The organism is Mesorhizobium sp. CNPSo 4689 (assembly GCF_057784325.1).
Genome location: NZ_JBWLUZ010000025.1, coordinates 43012 through 61743, shown reverse-complemented (window position 1 = coordinate 61743; position 18732 = coordinate 43012). Strand labels below are relative to the sequence as shown.

Sequence of the window (18732 nt, the reverse complement as noted above, 5' to 3'; positions counted from 1 at the left end):
TTGTCCTGTGGATAGCCGTTAACCTTAACAAATGGTTTCCGTTGCGGTGGCCGGCCGCAGAGCCCACAGTCCTGCTGGAGCAAGGATTGGTTAACCATAAGCCGCCTGTGCTCGCGAAGCAGGAACGCCATGCGGCACGTACTGACCTCTTTTCTGGCCTTGCACTGGGCGATCGTTTTCGCCTTGCTGGCCTTCATCTGCATCGACGGCAACCGCGGCGTCGCAGGCGCACTCGGCGTGCTGGGCGTGGCTGTCGAGAGCACTCACTTAGCCGGTCTGGATGACGCCGTCGTCGTCGCGCCTTTGGCCATCGCACTGCTGGTCGTGGCGGTGCTGTTCTGCTGGGCTTTCGTCGAGACCCTGCTCAACATCGCGGCAAATCCCGATGCCACCGACATCGTCGTGCGCATCGCCTTCATTTCCGCGTCCGGCGTCCTGTCGCTGATCCTGGTCGGCGGCGCCGCGCAAGGCATCGACGGACTGTTCATGGTCATAGCCGTGCAACTGACGGCGCTGCTGGCGTCCTATGTTGCCGTGCTGGCCGAGCGCCGATCGGCCTTGGCCACGACGGTTGCCGTCGAGAGCGAGATCCGTGCCAGAGCCAACGTCATGGCAAGAGGGGCAGCGCACAGTTCCTTGCTCAACCGTATTTCCGGCCGATCGGACACGAAGCATGAGGATGGCCGCTGATGCGCATTCTGTTCGCACTGTGGGCGGCCCCCATGGCCTTGTTCTGGGGCTGGTTCTATTTGTCGCTCAACGACATCAATTTCGGCTATGTGATGCTGAGCCGTCGGCTGCATGATTTGGTGTTCGAGCTCTACGGCCAGATGCTGGGCATCGATCCGGCAATCATTCCGGGCATGGTAGCCAAAACCTGCGTCTTCGACGGCTTCCTGCTGATGGCGTTGTGGGCGTTTCGCCGCCGCCGCAACATTGCCTCCTGGGTCAGGAACCGCTGGATGAATCCGGTTCCGCCTGAGCGGATGGCCCGAGCGACTGAAGCCGGTCAAGGACTCCCTGCAGAATAAAGGCGGCCGCCGCCGAATCGATCTTGCCGGCGCGCTTCTTGCGCGAGAAATCCATCTCGATCAGTGTCCGCTCGGCCGCCACGGTCGACAGCCTCTCGTCCCAAAGCACGAAAGGCAGGTCGGACAGGGCAGCCATGTTGCGCACGAAGGCCCGCGATTTCTGGGCACGCGGACCCTCCGACCCGTCCATGTTGACCGGCAGGCCGAGCGCGATGGCGCCGACATTGTCCTTCTGCAGCTGGGCAAGCAACAGGGCCGCGTCGAGGGAGAATTTCTTGCGCATAATGACAGGGCGCGGATGAGCGAAGGACAGGCCGCGGTCGGAAACCGCCACGCCTATCGTCTTGTCGCCGAGGTCGAGCCCGGCCAGTGTCCTGCCGCCGACAAGCCGTGCCGGCAATTCCTCGATCGCGATGATCCCCAACGGTTTTCCTTCGATGGAGCGTGACACGCTCTTTTGACCGGCAATGACACTATGGCACTTTCATTCTGCAGGAGGCGTTCTATCTTCCGGCGCAGCAAAAATCGAGGAACACGACTGATGAAACTGACCTGGTATGGACATTCGGCATTCCGCATCGAAACGGCGGACGCCAATATCCTCATCGACCCCTATCTGGTCGGCAATCCGTCCTGGACGGGCGGCTGGGAAGGACCGGCGGAAGGGGTCACCCATGTGCTGCTGACCCACGGCCACAACGATCACGTCAGCGGCGCGCTGGAAGTCCTCAAGAAGAGCGGCGCCGTGCTGGTCGCCAACTACGAGATCTGCATGTACCTCGTCGGCAAAGGCGCCAGCAGCGACAAGATGAATCCCGGCAACATTGGCGGCACCGTCGATTGCGGCGCCTTCACCACCACCTTCGTGCAGGCGCTGCACTCGTCATCATTTGGCGGCGAGGGCGGTCTGAACACCTATCTCGGCAATCCCGGCGGGCTCGTCCTGCATTTCCCTGAAGAGAAAACGCTCTACCATATGGGCGACACCGACATCTTCTCCGACATGGCGCTGATCAACGAATTGCACGAGCCGAAGATCGGCATCGTGCCGGTCGGCGACCGCTTCACCATGGGCGGCGCGGTGGCAGCCCTTGCCTGCCGGCGCTTTTTTCGCTTCGATACGGTCGTTCCCTGCCATTTCGGCACGTTTCCGATCATCGACCAGACGGCGGAAAAATTCGTTGCGGGAATGGAGGGATCAGGTGTGGACGTGGCGTTGCCGGGGATCGGCCAGACCATCACTCTCTAGAAAAACCGTCGCACTCTAGAAAAATGGAATGAAACCATGGCGTTGAGGCAGACTCTTTGCGTTTCGATGTTGGTCGCCGCATCTCCGGCGCCGGCGGCCGAGGATTTCATCGAAGGCGTCTATCTCCAGTCCGAGGAGCTCTGCGCCAAGGCCAAGAAGGAGACGCTGCAGAGCGTGATCGACGCCGGCAACATCGTGCTGTCGGCCCACGGCCTGCAAAGCGTCGAATACAATTGCGAATTCCTTCAGGTCACCAAGGCAACACTCTCGCCAAGCTGGGCGGTCACCGCCATCTGCCAGGAGCCGGGCTTTGTCTTTCCGGATGTCCTTTCGGTCACGCAGATGAGCCCGACTCAGATCGACCTGGTTTCGGTCCGCCCGGTCGTCGACGAAAGCGAGCAGGCCGGCAACGGCGGCAGTTACGTGTTGTGCGACGGCGTGGCTCTGCCTTGAGCCCAAAGTCTCAATTGCCCGCGTGACGATGCATGTTGCGCGGCAAGCGCCGCGCCGCTATAGCGCTGGTTTTCCCGAGGCAACAGAAATGTCCGTTGATCTTCAGACAGTGAAGCGCGTCGCGCACCTTGCCCGCATTGCGGTGAGCGAAGAGGACGCCGAGCGCATGACCGGCGAGTTGAACGCCATCCTTGGCTTCGTCGAACAGTTGAACGAGGTCGACGTCTCCGGCGTCGAGCCGATGACCTCGGTCACGCCGATGGAGATGAAGAAGCGGCAGGACGTCGTCACCGACGGTAGCAAGGCCACCGACATCGTCGCCAATGCGCCGGCGACCGATGAGAATTTCTTCCTCGTTCCCAAGGTGGTGGAGTAGGTGGCGGTGGCAGTCGAGATCGCCATCGAGACGCCGCTGCAGGACGACGTGCGCACCCTGGTCGAGGAGCTCAACGCCACGCTGCTCGAACTGACGCCGCCTGAACATTGCTACCACCTGACTGTCGAGCAGATGGCCGGCGAGGACACGAGCGTCTTCATCGCCCGCGACAACGGCCTGGCCATCGGCTGCGGCGCGCTGAAGCGCCATGAAGGCTCGGTCGGCGAGGTCAAGCGCATGTACACGCGGCCCTCGCATCGCGGCCGCAAGATCGGCGCCAAGATCGTCGAACGGGTTGAGGCGCTGGCGCGCAGCGAAGGGCTGAAGCGTCTGGTGCTGGAAACCGGCGACCGCCATCCCGCCGCCTGGACCGTCTACGAACGCGCCGGCTTCTCGCGCTGCGGCCCGGTGCTGGATTATCCCGACTCCGAGTGGTCGGTGTTTTACGAAAAGAGCCTTGCCTGATGAGCGACCTGACCCACCTGACGATTTCGCAGGCCCGTGCCAAGCTGCGCGGCAAGGAGATTACCGCGGCCGAGATCACCGAGGCTTACCTCTCGGCGATCGAGCGCGCCAATCCGGCGCTCAATGCCTATGTCACCGTGACTGAGGACAAGGCGCGCGATATGGCCAAGGCCTCCGACGCGAAGCTGGCGAAGGGTGAGGGCGGTGCGCTGGAGGGCATCCCGCTCGGCATCAAGGACCTGTTCGGCACCGAAGGCGTCCACACCCAGGCCTGCAGCCACGTGCTGGACGGCTTCAAGCCGCGTTACGAATCGACCGTCACCGCCAATCTGTGGGCCGACGGCGCCGTCATGCTGGGCAAGCTCAACATGGACGAGTTCGCCATGGGCTCGTCCAACGAGACATCCTATTACGGCCCGGTGATCAACCCGTGGCGGCGCTCGCGCCTCGACACGGTGGTGATGCCGACGACGCATCAGGGCGACGGCGGCTTTGTTTCGGCCGGCGGCACCAAGACCGCGCGCACCCTCGACAACGCCCAGCTTGTGCCGGGCGGCTCGTCGGGCGGCTCGGCGTCGGCCGTCTCGGCCTTCCTCTGCGCCGGCGCCACGGCGACCGACACCGGCGGCTCGATCCGCCAGCCCGCCGCCTTCACCGGCACGGTCGGCATCAAGCCGACCTATGGCCGCTGCTCGCGCTGGGGCATCGTCGCCTTCGCCTCGTCGCTCGACCAGGCCGGACCAATCGCCCGCGACGTGCGCGACGCCGCGATCCTGTTGAAGTCGATGGCCTCCGTCGATCCGAAGGACACCACTTCGGTCGACCGTCCCGTGCCGGACTACGAGGCGGCGATCGGCAAGCCGATCAAGGGCATGAAGGTCGGCATTCCCAAGGAGTACCGCGTCGACGGCATGCCGGAGGACATCGAGGCCCTCTGGCAGAAGGGCATTGCCTGGCTGAAGGATGCCGGCGCCGAGATCGTCGACATCTCGCTGCCGCACACCAAATACGCCCTGCCGGCCTATTACATCGTCGCGCCCGCCGAAGCCTCATCCAACCTCGCCCGCTATGACGGCGTCCGCTACGGCCTGCGCGTGCCGGGCAAGGACATCATCGACATGTATGAGAGGACCCGCGCCGCCGGCTTCGGCCGCGAGGTCAAGCGCCGCATCATGATCGGCACGTATGTGCTGTCGGCCGGCTATTACGATGCCTACTATCTGCAGGCGCAGAAGGTGCGCACCCTGATCAAGCGCGACTTCGAGAACGTGTTTACTGCCGGCGTCGATGTCATCCTGACCCCGGCAACGCCGTCGGCTGCCTTCGGCGTTGCCGACGAGGACATGGCCTCCGATCCGGTCAAGATGTACCTCAACGACATCTTCACCGTGACCGTCAACATGGCCGGCCTGCCCGGCATCGCTGTGCCCGCCGGCCTCGACGCCAAGGGCCTGCCGCTCGGCCTGCAGCTCATCGGCCGTCCTTTCGATGAGGAAACGCTGTTCCAGACCGCCCATGTCATCGAGCAGGCGGCCGGCACATTTCAGCCGGAGAAGTGGTGGTAGGATCGTTCCTTGTCTAGCGCATGACCCCGAAAATCGGCATCGATTTTCGGAAAAGGATCATGCGCAAAATCAAAGTGTTACAGCGTCCTTTGCGCGTCCAGGGACGCGCGGCGCTGTAATGGGGCGAGGGATGTTCTTCTATCTTTCCAAAATCTTCTGGTTCATCATTCAGCCGCTCAACCTGGCGATCTTCCTGCTGCTGGCTGGATTGCTCGCCGCCTTGCTTGGGCGCAGAAAACTGTTCGCTTCCGGCAGCGTGCTCGCCTTCCTGATCCTCGCGCTGGCGGCCTGGACCTCGGTTGGCGCGATGCTGCTCAATCCGCTTGAAGAGCGCTTTCCCAAGCCGCCGCTGCCACAGAAGGTCGACGGCATCGTCGTGCTCGGTGGTGGCTTCGAGGGCGCCATCAATCTGGTGCGCGGCGGCGACGAGCTGAACAGCGGCGGCGACCGCATGGTCGAGACCGCGATCCTCGCGCGGCGCTTCCCACAAGCGAAAGTGGTCGTTTCCGGCGGCAATGGCGAGCTTTTCCTCGACGGCGAGGGCGACGCCGACACTGCACCCCGCCTGCTTGGCGCGCTCGGCGTCGTGTCCGATCGCCTGATCCTTGAGAACAAATCCCGCAACACCTACGAAAATGCCGTCTTCACCAAGCGATTGGTGGCGCCGAAGCCGGGCGAGACCTGGCTGCTTGTGACCTCGGCCTTCCACATGCCGCGCGCCAAGGCACTGTTCGACAAGGCCGGCTTCGCGACCATTCCCTGGCCGGTCGACTACCGCACCTCGGGCAAGGAGGGCGTCGGCCTGTTCCGCGACAATGCGGCCGATTCGCTGCAGGTCACCACCATGGCCATTCGCGAATGGATCGGTCTCTTTGCCTATTGGCTGTCGGGCCGGATCGATCAGCCGTTTCCGGCGCCGGGCGGCTGACCGATCACCGCCTGTCTGGCGGCGGAGAAGAACTGGCGGCGCACCAGCACCGCAAGCAAGAGCAGCGTCGACAGCACTAACACGATCGGGTCGACGAACCAGCCGAGATAGGCGATCGAGAAGAACACGCCGCGCAGGCCGGAATTGAAATGCTTGCCGGCCAGCATGTTCATGCGCGCCGCACGCCATACCGCTGTTTCGGTAATCGGATTGCGTGAGGCCTCGCCATGCGGGATCGGCACGCAGCCGATCAGGATCGAGCAATAGTTGAACAGCCGATAGGCCCAACCGAACTTGAAGAAGGCGAAGGCGAGGATCAGCACCAGGCCGAAAACTTTCATCTGGAACGCCGTGCGCGATGAGGTCGCACTCAACGGCAAATCGCTCAGCACGGTAAGGACCTGGTCGGAGGCGCCGAGCAGCGCAAAGCAGCCGCCGAGCGCGATCAGCGAGCTGGAGGCGAAGAAGGCGGTGCCCTGCTGCAGGCCGCTCATGATGGCGGTGTCGACGATGCGAATCTCACGCTCGGCCATGGTCCGCATCCAGGTCTCGCGCTGCGCGTTCATCGCCGTCGTCAGCGACACACGGCTGACCAGTCTTCCATCGGAGGCGAGCGTATGCAGGACCCACACGAGGAGGAAGAAGCCCAGTGCCGCGAGATCGGCCGTCGACAGATGGAAGGAATCGCCCATGTTCCTTTGTACCACAGGCAAGGCGGTCGCTTCGATGATCGCTAGGCCGGCAACGGTTCGGCAGTTTTCACGCGCAAGGCGTCGATGACCATATCGGTCCTGGTGACCCATCCGAACGCGTTTTCGAAATTCCACAGCGTTGACTGGCGGTTGAAGTCCGGGCCCGAATGGTTCATCGCGTCCTCGACCAGGATCGGCCAGAATTCCAGCATGTAGGCGTCGCGCGCCGTTGCATCGACGCAGACATTGGTGGCGACCCCGGTGAACAGCAGATGGCGAATCTTGCGGGCTCGCAGATACGCCTCCAGGCCGGTGTTGCAAAAGCCGCTGTAGCGGGATTTGCGGATGACATGGTCGCCGGGCTCGGGCTTCAGCGCATCGACGATTTGCCAATCCCAGCTGTTGTCGATCAGCAGCTTGCCGCGAAGCTCCGGACGCCCGCGCATCATGACCATCCCCAGTTCCTTGTGGTAGTTCGGTGAGGAGGGATCTCCCGCATCGCTGAGATCGGGTCTGTACGACATCTGCAGATAGACCATCGTCACGCCTGCTTTGCGCGCGGCAGCGAGCAGGCGCTTGTTGGCCTCGATGGCTGGTGCCGCGCCGGATATGTCGAACCCTGCCAGGTCGAACATGCCGCCTGCCGAAGCAAAGGCGTTCTGCATGTCCACCACAATGATGGCTGTCTGGGCAGGCACGATACCCACCGGATCCGGCCTGGCATTCAAGGCGAGCATTGCTTCCTCCCTGGGTAAGTGACAAGCAAGGCACTGACGCCGCCTTCGGGGGCGCAAGGCGCAGATTAATCGCGCCGTCATGGTCTAGCAACCAATGTCGCTGCAGGAGCAAACAAGGTCGGCAGGCGCCGCGCCGCGATTGTCAAAACAGCGGAAACATCATGAGAATTCCTATATGTAGGTTTCAAAGGGTGCAGGAGATAGCAAAAGCGTGTTCCTTTCGGTTTTCGACCTGTTCAAGATCGGCATCGGCCCGTCGAGCTCGCACACGATGGGGCCGATGACGGCCGCGCGGCGCTTCCTCGACGAGGTTGCCGGTGACGACTGGCCGCGCCCGGCCGGCGCAAAGGTCGAGCGCATCGCCGCCAGCCTGCACGGCTCGCTCGCCTATACCGGCATCGGCCATGGTTCGGACCGCGCCGTGGTACTGGGGCTGGCCGGCGAAACACCACAGACGGTGGACCCCGACCAGGCCGACGTCATTGTCGCCCGCATCGCCACCGACAAGCGAGTATCGCCGCCCGGACACCCGTCCTATCGCTTTGATCCGGCCACCGATCTGGTGCTCGACAAGAAGACGCCGCTGACCGGCCACGCCAACGGCATGGCCTTCTACGCTTACGATGCCGCCGACCGCCTGCTGCTTAAGCGCATCTACTATTCGATCGGCGGCGGCTTCGTCGTTTCCGACGAAGAGCTGCAGCGGATGAAGGCCAAGGGCTCGGTGACGACCGAAGGCAAGAAGGTGCCTTACCCCTTCAAGAATGCCGTCGAAATGCTGGCGATGGCCGGCAGGAGCGGGCTTTCCATCGCCGAGATGAAGCGCGTCAACGAGGAGACGCAAATGTCGCGCGAGAAGCTCGACAGCGGCCTCGACGCCATCTGGAGCGCCATGAAGGGCTGCATCGATCGCGGCCTGTCGCAGGATGGCATCATGCCGGGAGGGCTGAAGGTGCGCCGCCGCGCCCGCCAGCTCCACGACAAGTTGCAGGAGCAGTGGCAGCAGAACCGGCCGAACCCGCTGCTCGCCAATGACTGGCTATCGATCTACGCCATGGCGGTCAACGAAGAGAACGCCGCCGGCGGCCGTGTCGTCACGGCGCCGACCAATGGCGCGGCCGGCACATTGCCGGCGGTGCTGCGCTACTGGCTGCATTTCCACCCCGAGGCCGACCAGCCGAGCATCCGCGACTTCCTGCTGACGGCGGCGGCCGTCGGCGGCATCATCAAGACCAACGCCTCGATCTCGGGCGCCGAGGTCGGCTGCCAGGGCGAGGTGGGTTCGGCCTCGGCGATGGCGGCTGCTGGGCTTTGCGCAGTCATGGGCGGCACGCCCGAACAGGTCGAGAACGCTGCCGAGATCGCGCTCGAACACCATCTCGGCATGACCTGCGATCCGGTTGGCGGACTGGTGCAGGTGCCCTGCATCGAGCGCAACGCGCTGGGCGCCGTCAAGGCCGTGACCGCCGCCTCGCTGGCGATCAAGGGCGATGGCGTTCACTTCGTGCCGCTCGACGCGGCGATCGAGACCATGCGCCAGACCGGTCTCGATATGAACGAGAGGTACAAGGAGACCAGCCTTGGCGGTCTCGCCGTCAATGTGGTGGAGTGCTGAGCCGACCCCGGCGTTCCGTACTGGCACTGTGGAGAAGTCGATGAGGCCGTTGACGCGCTGGGCTGTCAGGCTAAATCTTGGGCCATGGCTCTCAATCTCCTAAAACTTTGCGTCGGCTGCGACAGCGTCGAGGATCTGGAAGAGTGGATCGCCTTTCGCTCGATGAGCGCCGCCGCGCCGGGGAACCTGCGGAACACTGGCACACCACCCGCATGGTGCCGACGCGTGGCGCCGAGATCACCGATGGCGGCTCGCTCTATTGGGTGATCAAAGGCAATGTGCAGTGCCGCCAGCTGATCACCGAGATCCGGCCGTTCACCGACGACGAAGGCATCGGCCGCTGCCATCTTATGCTCGACCCGCAAGTCGTGCGCACCGACTGGCAGCCGCGCCGCGCTTTCCAGGGCTGGCGATACCTGAAGCCGTCCGATGCGCCCGCCGATCTCGGCAAGGGCAAGGCCGCGATTGCCGAGATGCCGCCGAAACTGCGGCTCGAACTGGCCGAACTCGGCCTGCTTTAGTCAGCTGTCCTGAAACCGCTTCTCCTGCCCGGCCGTACTGGTCCTTCATGTCGCCCATGATGGGACTTGCAAGCGCTGCCGCCGCGCCACATCTTGATCTCATGAGCGACAACAAGCAGCCCGTGCCCGCAAAGGCCGATTCTGCGCCGGTCAAACCTCAATCAAGCACCGGCGAGATCGATGCTTTCATTCGTCAGGCAAGGACGCTCGCCGCGTCCGCGACCGGTGCGGGCCGGCTGATCCTGGCGCTCGACGCAACGATGAGCCGGCAGCCGACCTGGGATCTGGCCAATGCGTTGCAGGGCGAGATGTTCGACGCCGTCGGCAAGGTCGGCACCCTCAGCGTCCAATTGGTCTATTTCCGCGGGCTTGGCGAATGCCGCTCGTCCGATTTCGTCACCAACACCAATGCCTTGAAGCAATTGATGACGCGCATCGAATGCCGCAGCGGCAACACCCAGATCGGCAAGGTGCTCGCCCATGCGCTGAAGGAGACCGCGAAGGGCAAGGTCAATGCCCTTGTCTATATCGGCGATGCAATGGAGGAAAACCCCGACGACCTAGCGGACAAGGCAGCCAGCCTCGGCCTGCATGGCGTTCCGGTCTTCGTCTTCCAGGAAGGTCATGATTCCGGCGCAGAAAAGGCGTTCAAGGAAATCGCACGGCTGTCCAAAGGGGCTTGGTTCCGTTTTGATCGGCGGGCTGCCGCGACGCTGGCAGGACTGCTTTCGGCGGTCGCCATGTTCGCGACCGGTGGGCTGAAGGCGCTGGAAGCCAGGGGTAGTCCGGGAGACCGGCTGTTGATCGAGCATTTGCGGGGCGGCGGGAGCTGATGGGCGCAATCATCGCACTTGTTGCACTGGTTCTGGTGCTTTTTGGCGTCGCGGCGATTTTCGTGCGCGCCGATCCGGCAAAGGTTGCGGACGGCTTGAAGACGCTGGGGCCGGTTCTTCTGGCACTGGCCGGTGCAGCCGTGCTTGTCGCGGGCCGCGGCGGCGTCGGCGGCATGATGCTGCTTGGCGCGGCCGCCTGGTATGGTTCGATGCGGATGGCGCGGCCGACATCGAAGCCGGCGGCCAGCAAGCGTTCGACTGTGCGCACCGCGGCGCTGGAGATGGAGCTCGATCACCAGACCGGCGGGCTGGAAGGCCTGGTGCTGGCCGGACGCCACGAAGGCAAGATGCTTGGCTCGATGGGCCTGGCGGAATTGCAGCAGCTCTATCGCGAGCTCCCGGGCGATCCCGAGAGCCGCCAGTTGCTAGAGACGTATCTTGACGGCAGGTTTCCCATCTGGCGCAAAAACGCTGAGCCGGACGGTGGCGAAGGGCTGGGTGTTGCGCCAGGTGCGGGCGCCATGACTAAGGAGGAGGCCTACAAGATCCTTGGTCTTGAAGCGGGGGCCGCCGCGGCGGATGTCCGCAAGGCGCACCGCCGCCTGATGCAGCGCCTGCACCCCGATATCGGTGGCACGTCGTTCCTTGCGGCGCGGATCAATGAAGCCAAGGACGTCTTGCTCTCCAACCACAATTAGTCTCCTTCGACGCAGAAATTTCCCGGGAGAATCCAGCACCGTCCTACTGTTGGACGGCGTAGCACGCGATTTTCTTCTTCTTCAAAGCACTGCAGGCGTTCCAGGCAGCGTCCTTTGAACCGAAGCCGCCAAACCGGGCGCGGTAGTAGGTCACGCCGTCCTTGTCGAAGGCGACGGTGAAGCCGGCCGCATCGGCCAGGACCTTGGGCGCCTGCTTGCTCGTCTTGTCGAGGAAGGCCTGGGCTTCGGACTGCTTTGGCGACGAAGCGACCTGGATCGCCCATCCCGATGGCACCGAGGCGGTGTTGACCGGGTCGACCGCCGGCGCGGGTGCCGGCTCGGCATAGGCGGCCACGACTTGCGGCGCCGGAACCTCGGTCGCGGCGGCGACGGCCACCGTCTTGACCTTCTTGATCTGGACGACGGGAGCGGTCTCTTCGACGACCGGCGCGCTGTCGTCCGCCGAGGCAACCGTCGTATCCTCTTCGACCGCCGGCTTTTCATCCGGGGTCGGCGCATCGTGCTTCGGCAGGAACACCTTGGCCAGCGCGCGGATCGGACCGTCGCCGCCAGCCTTGGCGATCAAGGCGCCACCGCCGCGGGTCGACGCCCTCGGCATATAGGCGTTGATCAGGCCGGCCATCTGGTTGTCGCGGCTGCGGCCCGAGGTTCCTCCCATGACGACGGCGACGAGGCGGCGGTTGCCATCGGAAACCGACGAGACGAGGTTGAAGCCGGAGGCGCGGGTGTAACCGGTCTTGATGCCGTCGACGCCCTTGATGCGGCCGAGCAGGCGGTTGTGACCGTTGATGCGCTGGCGGCCATAGAGGAAGGAGCGCTGCGAGAAATAGCCGTAATATTGGGGGAAGTGCTCCCTGAGCGCTATGCCAAGCATCGCCATGTCGTGGGCAGTGGTGAACTGGCCGGGATCGGGCAGGCCGTTGGCGTTGCGGAACACGGTGCCGTTCATGCCGAGCGCGCGTGCCTTGGCGGTCATCATGCGGGCAAAATCGGGCTCGCTGCCGCCGAGCAGTTCGCCGAGCGCGGTCGCCGAATCATTGGCCGACTTGGTCACCATCGACAGGATGGCCGTCTCCACCGAAACCGCGCGGCCGGCTTTCACACCGAGCTTGGTCGGCGGCTCGGCCGCGGCACGGGCCGAAAACGGCACAGGCGTGTTCTTGCTGATCCGACCTTTGGCCAGCGCCTCGAAGGTCAGATAGAGCGTCATCATCTTGGTCAGCGAGGCGGGGTAGCGCCGGCCGTTCGCGTCGGACGAATAGAGCACCTTGCCGGTCTTGGCATCGACGACGATGGCCGCGGACTTGGCCGCCATCGACGAGGCCACGTCGCCGAGAACGACCGCCATCGCCAAAGCGACGATCATGACCGCCCTGAAGGAGATTGAGGATTTGGAGACGAAGCCCGACCACGCCTGACGCACTGATACTTCCCTTGAATTTCATTGCCTTGGAGGCGGCAAAGGGACCTGCCTCGCTTCCGGCCAAACTATCGCGGTCGGCGTTACCAATCCGTTTATGGTAACCGCCGCGTTCACCATTTTCTTTGCGTTTGAGCCTCCCTTTATTCGAATTTTATCCATTGCCGGCGCAGCGGCGCCCACAAAGCAGGCAAAAACTTGACTTTTGTGCAGCGCACAATATATTCATCGTGCATTGCACAAGGGCGCCCGGGGCTAAAGGGCGTTTCAACCAAAGGGAAACGTGAAATGACCCAGACCTATGAGGACTTCAGCAAATACGGCAAAGAGTTTGCCGACACCGGATTGAAGAGCTTCGCTTCCCTCTCGAAGGGTGCGCAGGCGATCGCCACCGAGGCTGGCGAGTACACCAAGAAGAGCCTCGAAGCGGGCAGCGCCGCGTTCGAGAAGCTGTTTTCGGCCAAGTCGCTGGACAAGGCGATCGAGATCCAGTCCGAATACGCCAAGCAGAGCTACGAGAGCTTCGTCGCCGAAGCCACCAAGATCGGCGACCTCTATGCCGAGCTCGCCAAGGAAGCCTACAAGCCGTTCGAATCGATCATCGCCAAGGCGAAGTAATTTCGTCCGACGGCACTGAAAAACGGCCTGCGGGCCTGCAGGACAGACCCGGTCGCGGATGCGCGGCCGGGTTTTTTCATGCCCGGTTCAATTCCGGGGCTTTATGTCCTCACGATTTTCAAAATCGCTCAAGTTTGCCCACCTAGCCATATTGTCAGCTAACCAGAAGGGCTTAAAATCGTCCATCGAACACCTACATGTCGAACTCGCATGGGGATTCGAAAGAGGCAGGACTACGTGACGATCGGTTTGACTGCCACGGCAGGCGTGGTGCGGATGCAAAGTGACGGCGACGGCAACGAGGCCGGTCGCGGCACTGCCGTTATCACGCGCACCAAGACCAAGACCAAAAAGCCCAGCCTATACCGGGTCCTCATCCTCAACGACGACTACACGCCCATGGAGTTCGTGGTTCACGTCCTGGAGCGTTTTTTCCAGAAGGACCGCGAAGCCGCCACACGCATCATGCTTCATGTTCACAATCATGGAGTGGGCGAGTGCGGGGTCTATACATTCGAGGTGGCCGAGACCAAAGTGTCCCAGGTCATGGATTTTGCACGACAGAATCAGCATCCGCTGCAATGCGTGATGGAGAAGAAGTGAGGTAACATGCCGGCTTTCTCCCAAGGCCTGGAAAAGGCGCTTCACCAGGCGCTGACGCTCGCCAATGAGCGGCACCATGAATATGCAACGCTCGAACACCTGCTGCTTGCGCTGATCGACGACACCGAGGCGGCCGCCGTCATGCGCGCCTGCAACGTCGATCTCGACGAGCTGAAGCACACCGTTCTCACCTACATCGACACGGAGCTCGACAATCTCGTCACCGGCTACGACGAAGACTCCAAGCCAACCGCCGGTTTCCAGCGCGTCATCCAGCGCGCCGTCATCCACGTGCAGTCGTCCGGTCGCGAGGAAGTATCCGGCGCCAACGTGCTCGTCGCAATCTTCGCCGAGCGCGAGAGCCACGCCGCCTATTTCCTGCAGGAACAGCAGATGACCCGCTACGACGCGGTCAACTACATCTCGCACGGCATCGCCAAGCGTCCAGGCGCCTCGGAGAGCCGCACCCCGCGCGGCGCCGATGACGAGCAGGGCGGCCCGAATGGCGCCGAGCCGCAGGAGGAGAACGGCAAGAAGAAGCAGCAGCAGGACGCGCTGACCGCCTATTGCGTCAACCTCAACAACAAGGCCAAGGCCGGCAAGATCGACCCGCTGATCGGCCGCGAGAGCGAGATCAACCGTACCATCCAGGTGCTGTGCCGCCGCTCCAAGAACAACCCGCTCTACGTTGGCGATCCCGGCGTCGGCAAGACGGCGATTGCCGAAGGTCTGGCCAAGCGCATCGTCGAAGGCGATGTGCCGGAAGTGCTGCACAACGCAACTATCTTTGCGCTAGACATGGGCACGCTGCTCGCCGGCACCCGCTATCGCGGCGATTTCGAGGAGCGGTTGAAGCAGGTCGTCAAGGAGCTCGAGGATTATCCTGGCGCCGTGCTGTTCATCGACGAGATCCACACCGTGATCGGGGCAGGGGCGACGTCGGGCGGCGCCATGGATGCGTCGAACCTTCTGAAGCCCGCGCTGTCGACCGGCGCCATCCGCTGCATCGGCTCGACCACCTACAAGGAGTTTCGCCAGTTCTTCGAGAAGGATCGCGCGCTGGTGCGGCGCTTCCAGAAGATCGACGTCAACGAGCCGACCATCGAGGACGCCATCGAGATCATGAAGGGCCTGAAGCCCTATTTCGAGGAGTTCCACAAGGTCCGCTACACGAGCGAGGCGATCAAAGCCTCGGTCGAGCTGTCAGCGCGCTACATCAACGACCGCAAGTTGCCGGACAAGGCGATCGACGTGATCGACGAGACCGGCGCCTCGCAGATGCTGGTGCCGGAGGCCAAGCGCAAGAAGACCATCGGCATCAAGGAGATCGAAGCGACGATCGCCACCATGGCGCGCATCCCGCCGAAGACGGTTTCGGCTGACGACGAGAAGGTGCTGCAGGGCCTCGACATCGAGCTGAAGCGCGTCGTCTACGGCCAGGATACCGCGATCACCGCGCTGACCTCGGCGATCAAGCTGGCACGTGCCGGCCTGCGCGAACCGGAAAAGCCGATCGGGTCCTACCTGTTCTCCGGCCCGACCGGCGTCGGCAAGACCGAAGTGGCAAAGCAGCTCGCCGCCTCGCTCGGTGTCGAGCTGATCCGCTTCGACATGTCGGAATATATGGAACGCCATACCGTCTCGCGGCTGATCGGCGCGCCTCCCGGCTATGTCGGCTTCGACCAGGGCGGCCTGTTGACCGACGGCGTCGACCAGCATCCGCACTGCGTGCTGCTGCTCGACGAGGTCGAGAAGGCGCATCCGGACCTGTTCAACATCCTGTTGCAGGTCATGGACCACGGCAAGCTGACCGACCACAACGGCAAGCAGATCGACTTCCGCAATGTCATCCTGATCATGACCACCAATGCGGGCGCGTCCGACGCGCAGCGCGCGGCGATCGGCTTCGGTTCGACCAAGCGTGAAGGCGACGATGTCGAGGCGATCAACCGGCTGTTCACGCCGGAGTTCCGCAACCGCCTCGATGCGATCATCCCGTTCGGCTCGCTGCCGGTGCCGGTCATCCATCAGGTGGTGCAGAAGTTCGTCATGCAGCTGGAGGCCCAGCTTTCCGAGCGTGGCGTCACCTTCGAGCTGTCGCCCGAGGCGATCTCGTGGCTGGCCGACAAGGGCTATGACGAGCGCATGGGCGCGCGTCCGCTCGGTCGCGTCATCCAGGAGCACATCAAGAAGCCGCTGGCCGACGAGGTGCTGTTCGGCAAGCTGAAGAAGGGCGGCACGGTGCGCGTCACCGTCGAGAAGAAGGAGACCGGCGAGACCGGCCTGAAGCTCGAATCGCTGGCCGACGAAGCGCCGGTGAAACCGAAGAAGGAAGAGCCGGACGAAGCGCCGAAGGTACGCAAGGCCGTGGCGAAGAAGCCGGCCGCGAAAAAGGTGGTGGCGCAGAAGCCGGAGCCGAAGGGCAAGGACGGCGGCAAGCGCAGCCTGGTGCCGCAATTGCCGCGCAAGGGCTGACAAGCCTCCGAGTCAAATAGTCAAAAAGCCCCGGAAACGGGGCTTTTTTCGTGGTAGGAGGATGCCGCGTGGAGCTCGGGCAAATCATCGTGCTGAACGGCGCGCCGCGATCGGGAAAGTCGAGCATTGTCCAGGTGATCCAGGAGACGTTCGACGGCGCCTGGATGAATCTGGGCGTCGACGTTTATGCACGGATCACCCCGCCAAGCTATCGTCCCGGCATCGGCCTGCGTCCCGAGGGAGAGCGTCCCGATCTTGAAATCTACCTACCCCAATTCTACGCCGCACTCTATGAATCGATTGCCGCCCATAGCCGGGCGGGACTGAATGTCGTCGCCGATGTCGGTCACCACGACGCCTATTCGAAGCCGCTCAACATACTTGCCGATTGCGCCCGGCGGCTCGCCGGCCTGCCGGCGCTTTTCGTCGGAGTTCGCTGCCCGATCGAGGTGATCCTTGAAAGGCGCGCGCAGACTTCCGCGGAGGGCTATGTGACGGGATCGCGTGATGATCCGGCACCGCTGCCGGTCCGCCTCTGGCAGGAGGCGGTCCACAAGCCAGGCCTCTACGATCTGGAGGTCGATACGTCGCAGCTCAGCCCGGCACGGTGTGCACAGGCAATCCTGCAACAGCTGGGCACGCAGCCGACCGCCTTTCAGAGACTGGCGCAATCGCCGGCTAGCTGAACTTCGGTTGCGGCCGGCTTAGCTTCCCAGCGCGGCCCGTATCTTTTCGGCGTTCTCCACCAGCACCTCCGGCTTCTCCATCTGTCCGGAGTGCGGCTTCAACGGAATGCCGTCGAAGCGCGGAATGACGTGCACATGCAGGTGATAGACGCTCTGTCCCGATGCCGGTTCGTTGAACTGCAGGATGGTGACGCCATCGGCGGTGAAGGCTTTTTTGACCGCCAGCGCAACCTTCTGCACAACCGCAAAAAGCGGACCGAATGTCGCCGGATCGGCGTCGATCAGATTGCGCGACGGCGCCCTTGGCACCACCAGCGTATGACCGGTCCCTTGCGGCATCACATCCATGAAGGCGACAACGGCGTCATCTTCATAGACGCGATGCGACGGGATTTCGCCGCGCAGGATTTTCGCGAAGATGTTGCCGGGATCGTAGGTGGCTTCGGCCATGGCGTGCCCTCCAGATAATTGTCCAGCCCGTTTAGCGGCCATCGCGCGGCAAGGCGACGCCGACCAGGCTTCAGCTATTCCGCCAGGTCCTTGCGGAATGGCGTGTGGTCCTCAAGATATTCGCCCATCCGCTCGACTTCGCGGCGTTCCCGCCTGAGATAGTCAGCCACCGCGTTGCGCAGGCCGGGGTGCGCGATGTAGTGCGCCGAATGCATGGTCACCGGACGATAGCCGCGCGCCAGCTTGTGCTCACCTTGCGCGCCGGCCTCGACCACCTTCAGCTTGTGCTCGATGGCGAAGTCGATCGCCTGGTGGTAGCAGACCTCGAAATGCAGGAACGGGTGGTCCTCGATGCAGCCCCAGTTGCGCCCGTAGAGCGCATCGGAGCCGATGAAGTTGATGGCGCCGGCGATGTAGCGTCCATTGCGTTTGGCCATCACCAGCAGGATGTCGTCGGCCATCCGCTCGCCGATCATCGAGAAGAATTCGCGGTTAAGGTACGGCCGGCCCCATTTCCTGCTGCCGGTGTCCATGTAGAAGGCGAAAAACTCGTCCCAGGCCTTTTCGGTTAGGTCCTTGCCGGTCAGCCAGTCGATCGAAATGCCGTCGGCGAGCGCCTCGCGCCGCTCCTTCTTCATCGCCTTGCGCTTGCGCGAGGCGAGCGTGGCGAGAAAGTCGTCGTAGTTCGAAAAGCCTTCATTGAAAAAATGGAACTGCTGGTCGGTGCGGTGCAGGAAACCTGCCGCCTCCAGCGTCGCGACATCGCTCTCGCTGGCGAAGGTGACATGCGCGGAGGACACGCCGAGCTTGTCGGTCACCATCTTGAGACCAGCGGCAAGGCCGGCCTTCACCGTATCTTCGTCTTCACCCTTGCCGACCAGCAGGCGAGGACCTGTGACCGGCGTGAACGGCACAGCACTTTGCAGCTTCGGATAGTAGCGCCCGCCGGCGCGCGCGAAAGCATCCGACCAGCCATGGTCGAAGACATATTCGCCCTGGCTGTGCGATTTCAGATAGCAGGGCACGGCCCCGAGCAGCCTGCCTTGCGCGCTCTCCAGCCTGAGGTGATGGCCCTGCCAGCCGGTGCGCCGCACGGCGCAGCCGGAATCCTCGAGCGCGCTCAGAAAAGCGTATGAAACGAGAGGGTTGTAGCCATTTTCTGCATCGCCGCTCGTGGTGCCGGCAAAGCCGTTCCACTCATCGCAGGTGAAGGCGCCGATGCCGGCGGCGACACGGATCGAAAACTCCCCATTCGCCGTTTGCCCATCGCCGTCGTCACCCTGATCCATGAGGCTT

Annotated in this window: 21 protein-coding genes and 1 pseudogene; 16 read left to right on the top strand and 6 right to left on the bottom strand. The window is 63.2% G+C overall.

Annotated elements, in window-relative coordinates; genetic code table 11:
- The first annotated feature begins 129 nt into the window (after positions 1-129).
- Together AC04SI_RS24815 and AC04SI_RS24810 are read left to right on the top strand one after the other, a co-directional pair.
- Positions 130-690: a hypothetical protein gene (locus tag AC04SI_RS24815; protein WP_404276835.1), complete on the top strand. Its 561-nt coding sequence runs from the start codon at positions 130-132 to the stop codon at positions 688-690.
- The gene (locus AC04SI_RS24810) at positions 690-1031 is read left to right on the top strand and encodes a DUF6105 family protein (RefSeq protein WP_404276833.1); all 342 of its coding nucleotides are present in this window, start codon (positions 690-692) and stop codon (positions 1029-1031) included. Before AC04SI_RS24815 ends, AC04SI_RS24810 begins: the two co-directional genes overlap by 1 nt.
- Here the strand turns inward: AC04SI_RS24810 and ruvX are convergent.
- Positions 949-1455 (bottom strand): Holliday junction resolvase RuvX, encoded by a 507-nt coding sequence (ruvX, locus tag AC04SI_RS24805; RefSeq protein WP_404276831.1) that lies wholly within the window; start codon positions 1453-1455, stop codon positions 949-951. The two genes, AC04SI_RS24810 and ruvX, sit on opposite strands and share 83 nt — an antisense overlap.
- Before the next feature lie 117 nt (positions 1456-1572).
- On the opposite strand from ruvX, the gene AC04SI_RS24800 reads away from it, so the two are divergent.
- From AC04SI_RS24800 to AC04SI_RS24775, 6 genes are all read left to right on the top strand, one after another.
- Entirely contained in the window at positions 1573-2280 is a 708-nt protein-coding gene (locus tag AC04SI_RS24800) for a metal-dependent hydrolase (protein ID WP_488475057.1), read from the top strand.
- Positions 2281-2316: 36 nt separating this feature from the next.
- Positions 2317-2733: a hypothetical protein gene (locus tag AC04SI_RS24795; RefSeq protein ID WP_404276827.1), complete on the top strand. Its 417-nt coding sequence runs from the start codon at positions 2317-2319 to the stop codon at positions 2731-2733.
- Positions 2734-2821: 88 nt separating this feature from the next.
- A complete protein-coding gene (gatC, locus tag AC04SI_RS24790) occupies positions 2822-3109 on the top strand; it encodes an Asp-tRNA(Asn)/Glu-tRNA(Gln) amidotransferase subunit GatC (RefSeq protein ID WP_006202114.1) in 288 nt (95 codons plus the stop codon).
- A gap of 6 nt (positions 3110-3115) precedes the next feature.
- A complete protein-coding gene (locus AC04SI_RS24785; RefSeq protein WP_192179053.1) occupies positions 3116-3574 on the top strand; it encodes a GNAT family N-acetyltransferase in 459 nt (152 codons plus the stop codon).
- Complete coding sequence (locus tag AC04SI_RS24780; protein ID WP_404276825.1) at positions 3574-5139, top strand: amidase; 1566 nt, start codon at positions 3574-3576, stop codon at positions 5137-5139. Before AC04SI_RS24785 ends, AC04SI_RS24780 begins: the two co-directional genes overlap by 1 nt.
- A gap of 130 nt (positions 5140-5269) precedes the next feature.
- Complete coding sequence (locus AC04SI_RS24775; protein WP_488475056.1) at positions 5270-6067, top strand: YdcF family protein; 798 nt, start codon at positions 5270-5272, stop codon at positions 6065-6067.
- Here the strand turns inward: AC04SI_RS24775 and AC04SI_RS24770 are convergent.
- Entirely contained in the window at positions 6040-6759 is a 720-nt protein-coding gene (locus AC04SI_RS24770; RefSeq protein ID WP_404276822.1) for a DUF599 domain-containing protein, read from the bottom strand. The genes AC04SI_RS24775 and AC04SI_RS24770 overlap by 28 nt on opposite strands.
- Positions 6760-6800: 41 nt before the next feature.
- On the bottom strand, positions 6801-7496 hold the full coding sequence (locus tag AC04SI_RS24765) for a cysteine hydrolase family protein (protein ID WP_488475055.1): 696 nt from the start codon (positions 7494-7496) through the stop codon (positions 6801-6803).
- A 211-nt stretch (positions 7497-7707) separates the two neighbouring features.
- Between AC04SI_RS24765 and AC04SI_RS24760 the strand changes: the two genes are divergently transcribed.
- The 4 genes and pseudogenes from AC04SI_RS24760 to AC04SI_RS24745 all read left to right on the top strand — a co-directional run bounded on the left by AC04SI_RS24760 (position 7708) and on the right by AC04SI_RS24745 (position 11163).
- On the top strand, positions 7708-9111 hold the full coding sequence (locus AC04SI_RS24760) for an L-serine ammonia-lyase (RefSeq protein ID WP_404276819.1): 1404 nt from the start codon (positions 7708-7710) through the stop codon (positions 9109-9111).
- 84 nt (positions 9112-9195) lie between these two features.
- A pseudogene (locus tag AC04SI_RS24755) lies at positions 9196-9632 on the top strand (DUF1489 family protein).
- A gap of 101 nt (positions 9633-9733) precedes the next feature.
- On the top strand, positions 9734-10465 hold the full coding sequence (locus AC04SI_RS24750; RefSeq protein WP_404276817.1) for a vWA domain-containing protein: 732 nt from the start codon (positions 9734-9736) through the stop codon (positions 10463-10465).
- Positions 10465-11163, top strand: coding sequence for a DnaJ domain-containing protein (locus AC04SI_RS24745; RefSeq protein WP_404276815.1), 699 nt, complete (start codon positions 10465-10467; stop codon positions 11161-11163). Before AC04SI_RS24750 ends, AC04SI_RS24745 begins: the two co-directional genes overlap by 1 nt.
- Positions 11164-11206: 43 nt before the next feature.
- Here the strand turns inward: AC04SI_RS24745 and AC04SI_RS24740 are convergent, their stop codons facing one another.
- On the bottom strand, positions 11207-12607 hold the full coding sequence (locus tag AC04SI_RS24740) for an SPOR domain-containing protein (protein ID WP_404276813.1): 1401 nt from the start codon (positions 12605-12607) through the stop codon (positions 11207-11209).
- A gap of 285 nt (positions 12608-12892) precedes the next feature.
- Here AC04SI_RS24740 and AC04SI_RS24735 point away from each other — a divergent pair, with 285 nt between their 5' ends.
- The 4 genes from AC04SI_RS24735 to AC04SI_RS24720 all read left to right on the top strand — a co-directional run bounded on the left by AC04SI_RS24735 (position 12893) and on the right by AC04SI_RS24720 (position 16986).
- Positions 12893-13222: a phasin family protein gene (locus AC04SI_RS24735; RefSeq protein ID WP_404276811.1), complete on the top strand. Its 330-nt coding sequence runs from the start codon at positions 12893-12895 to the stop codon at positions 13220-13222.
- A 276-nt stretch (positions 13223-13498) separates the two neighbouring features.
- Positions 13499-13825, top strand: coding sequence for an ATP-dependent Clp protease adapter ClpS (gene clpS / locus AC04SI_RS24730; protein WP_023671012.1), 327 nt, complete (start codon positions 13499-13501; stop codon positions 13823-13825).
- A gap of 6 nt (positions 13826-13831) precedes the next feature.
- Entirely contained in the window at positions 13832-16300 is a 2469-nt protein-coding gene (gene clpA / locus AC04SI_RS24725; protein ID WP_404276809.1) for an ATP-dependent Clp protease ATP-binding subunit ClpA, read from the top strand.
- A 50-nt stretch (positions 16301-16350) separates the two neighbouring features.
- Positions 16351-16986: a chloramphenicol phosphotransferase CPT family protein gene (locus AC04SI_RS24720; RefSeq protein WP_488475054.1), complete on the top strand. Its 636-nt coding sequence runs from the start codon at positions 16351-16353 to the stop codon at positions 16984-16986.
- An 18-nt stretch (positions 16987-17004) separates the two neighbouring features.
- Here AC04SI_RS24720 and AC04SI_RS24715 read toward each other — a convergent pair whose 3' ends face one another.
- Together AC04SI_RS24715 and AC04SI_RS24710 are read right to left on the bottom strand one after the other, a co-directional pair.
- Positions 17005-17436, bottom strand: coding sequence for an HIT family protein (locus AC04SI_RS24715; protein ID WP_404276805.1), 432 nt, complete (start codon positions 17434-17436; stop codon positions 17005-17007).
- Positions 17437-17510: 74 nt separating this feature from the next.
- Positions 17511-18725 carry a GNAT family N-acetyltransferase gene (locus tag AC04SI_RS24710; protein WP_404276803.1) on the bottom strand — a complete coding sequence of 405 codons (1215 nt, stop codon included), beginning with the start codon at positions 18723-18725 and terminating at the stop codon, positions 17511-17513.
- Between the last annotated feature and the right edge of the window lie 7 nt (positions 18726-18732).

Excerpts from the sequence above, each read along its gene's own strand:
- AC04SI_RS24815 (WP_404276835.1), top strand. The coding sequence starts at position 130 with ATGCGGCACGTACTGACCTCTTTTCTGGCCTTGCACTGGGCGATCGTT.
- AC04SI_RS24810 (WP_404276833.1), top strand. The coding sequence starts at position 690 with ATGCGCATTCTGTTCGCACTGTGGGCGGCCCCCATGGCCTTGTTCTGG.
- AC04SI_RS24800 (WP_488475057.1), top strand. The coding sequence starts at position 1,573 with ATGAAACTGACCTGGTATGGACATTCGGCATTCCGCATCGAAACGGCG.
- AC04SI_RS24795 (WP_404276827.1), top strand. The coding sequence starts at position 2,317 with ATGGCGTTGAGGCAGACTCTTTGCGTTTCGATGTTGGTCGCCGCATCT.
- gatC (WP_006202114.1), top strand. The coding sequence starts at position 2,822 with ATGTCCGTTGATCTTCAGACAGTGAAGCGCGTCGCGCACCTTGCCCGC.
- AC04SI_RS24780 (WP_404276825.1), top strand. The coding sequence starts at position 3,574 with ATGAGCGACCTGACCCACCTGACGATTTCGCAGGCCCGTGCCAAGCTG.
- AC04SI_RS24775 (WP_488475056.1), top strand. The coding sequence starts at position 5,270 with ATGTTCTTCTATCTTTCCAAAATCTTCTGGTTCATCATTCAGCCGCTC.
- AC04SI_RS24770 (WP_404276822.1), bottom strand. The coding sequence starts at position 6,759 with ATGGGCGATTCCTTCCATCTGTCGACGGCCGATCTCGCGGCACTGGGC.
- AC04SI_RS24765 (WP_488475055.1), bottom strand. The coding sequence starts at position 7,496 with ATGCTCGCCTTGAATGCCAGGCCGGATCCGGTGGGTATCGTGCCTGCC.
- AC04SI_RS24750 (WP_404276817.1), top strand. The coding sequence starts at position 9,734 with ATGAGCGACAACAAGCAGCCCGTGCCCGCAAAGGCCGATTCTGCGCCG.
- AC04SI_RS24745 (WP_404276815.1), top strand. The coding sequence starts at position 10,465 with ATGGGCGCAATCATCGCACTTGTTGCACTGGTTCTGGTGCTTTTTGGC.
- AC04SI_RS24735 (WP_404276811.1), top strand. The coding sequence starts at position 12,893 with ATGACCCAGACCTATGAGGACTTCAGCAAATACGGCAAAGAGTTTGCC.
- clpS (WP_023671012.1), top strand. The coding sequence starts at position 13,499 with ATGCAAAGTGACGGCGACGGCAACGAGGCCGGTCGCGGCACTGCCGTT.
- clpA (WP_404276809.1), top strand. The coding sequence starts at position 13,832 with ATGCCGGCTTTCTCCCAAGGCCTGGAAAAGGCGCTTCACCAGGCGCTG.
- AC04SI_RS24715 (WP_404276805.1), bottom strand. The coding sequence starts at position 17,436 with ATGGCCGAAGCCACCTACGATCCCGGCAACATCTTCGCGAAAATCCTG.
- AC04SI_RS24710 (WP_404276803.1), bottom strand. The coding sequence starts at position 18,725 with ATGGATCAGGGTGACGACGGCGATGGGCAAACGGCGAATGGGGAGTTT.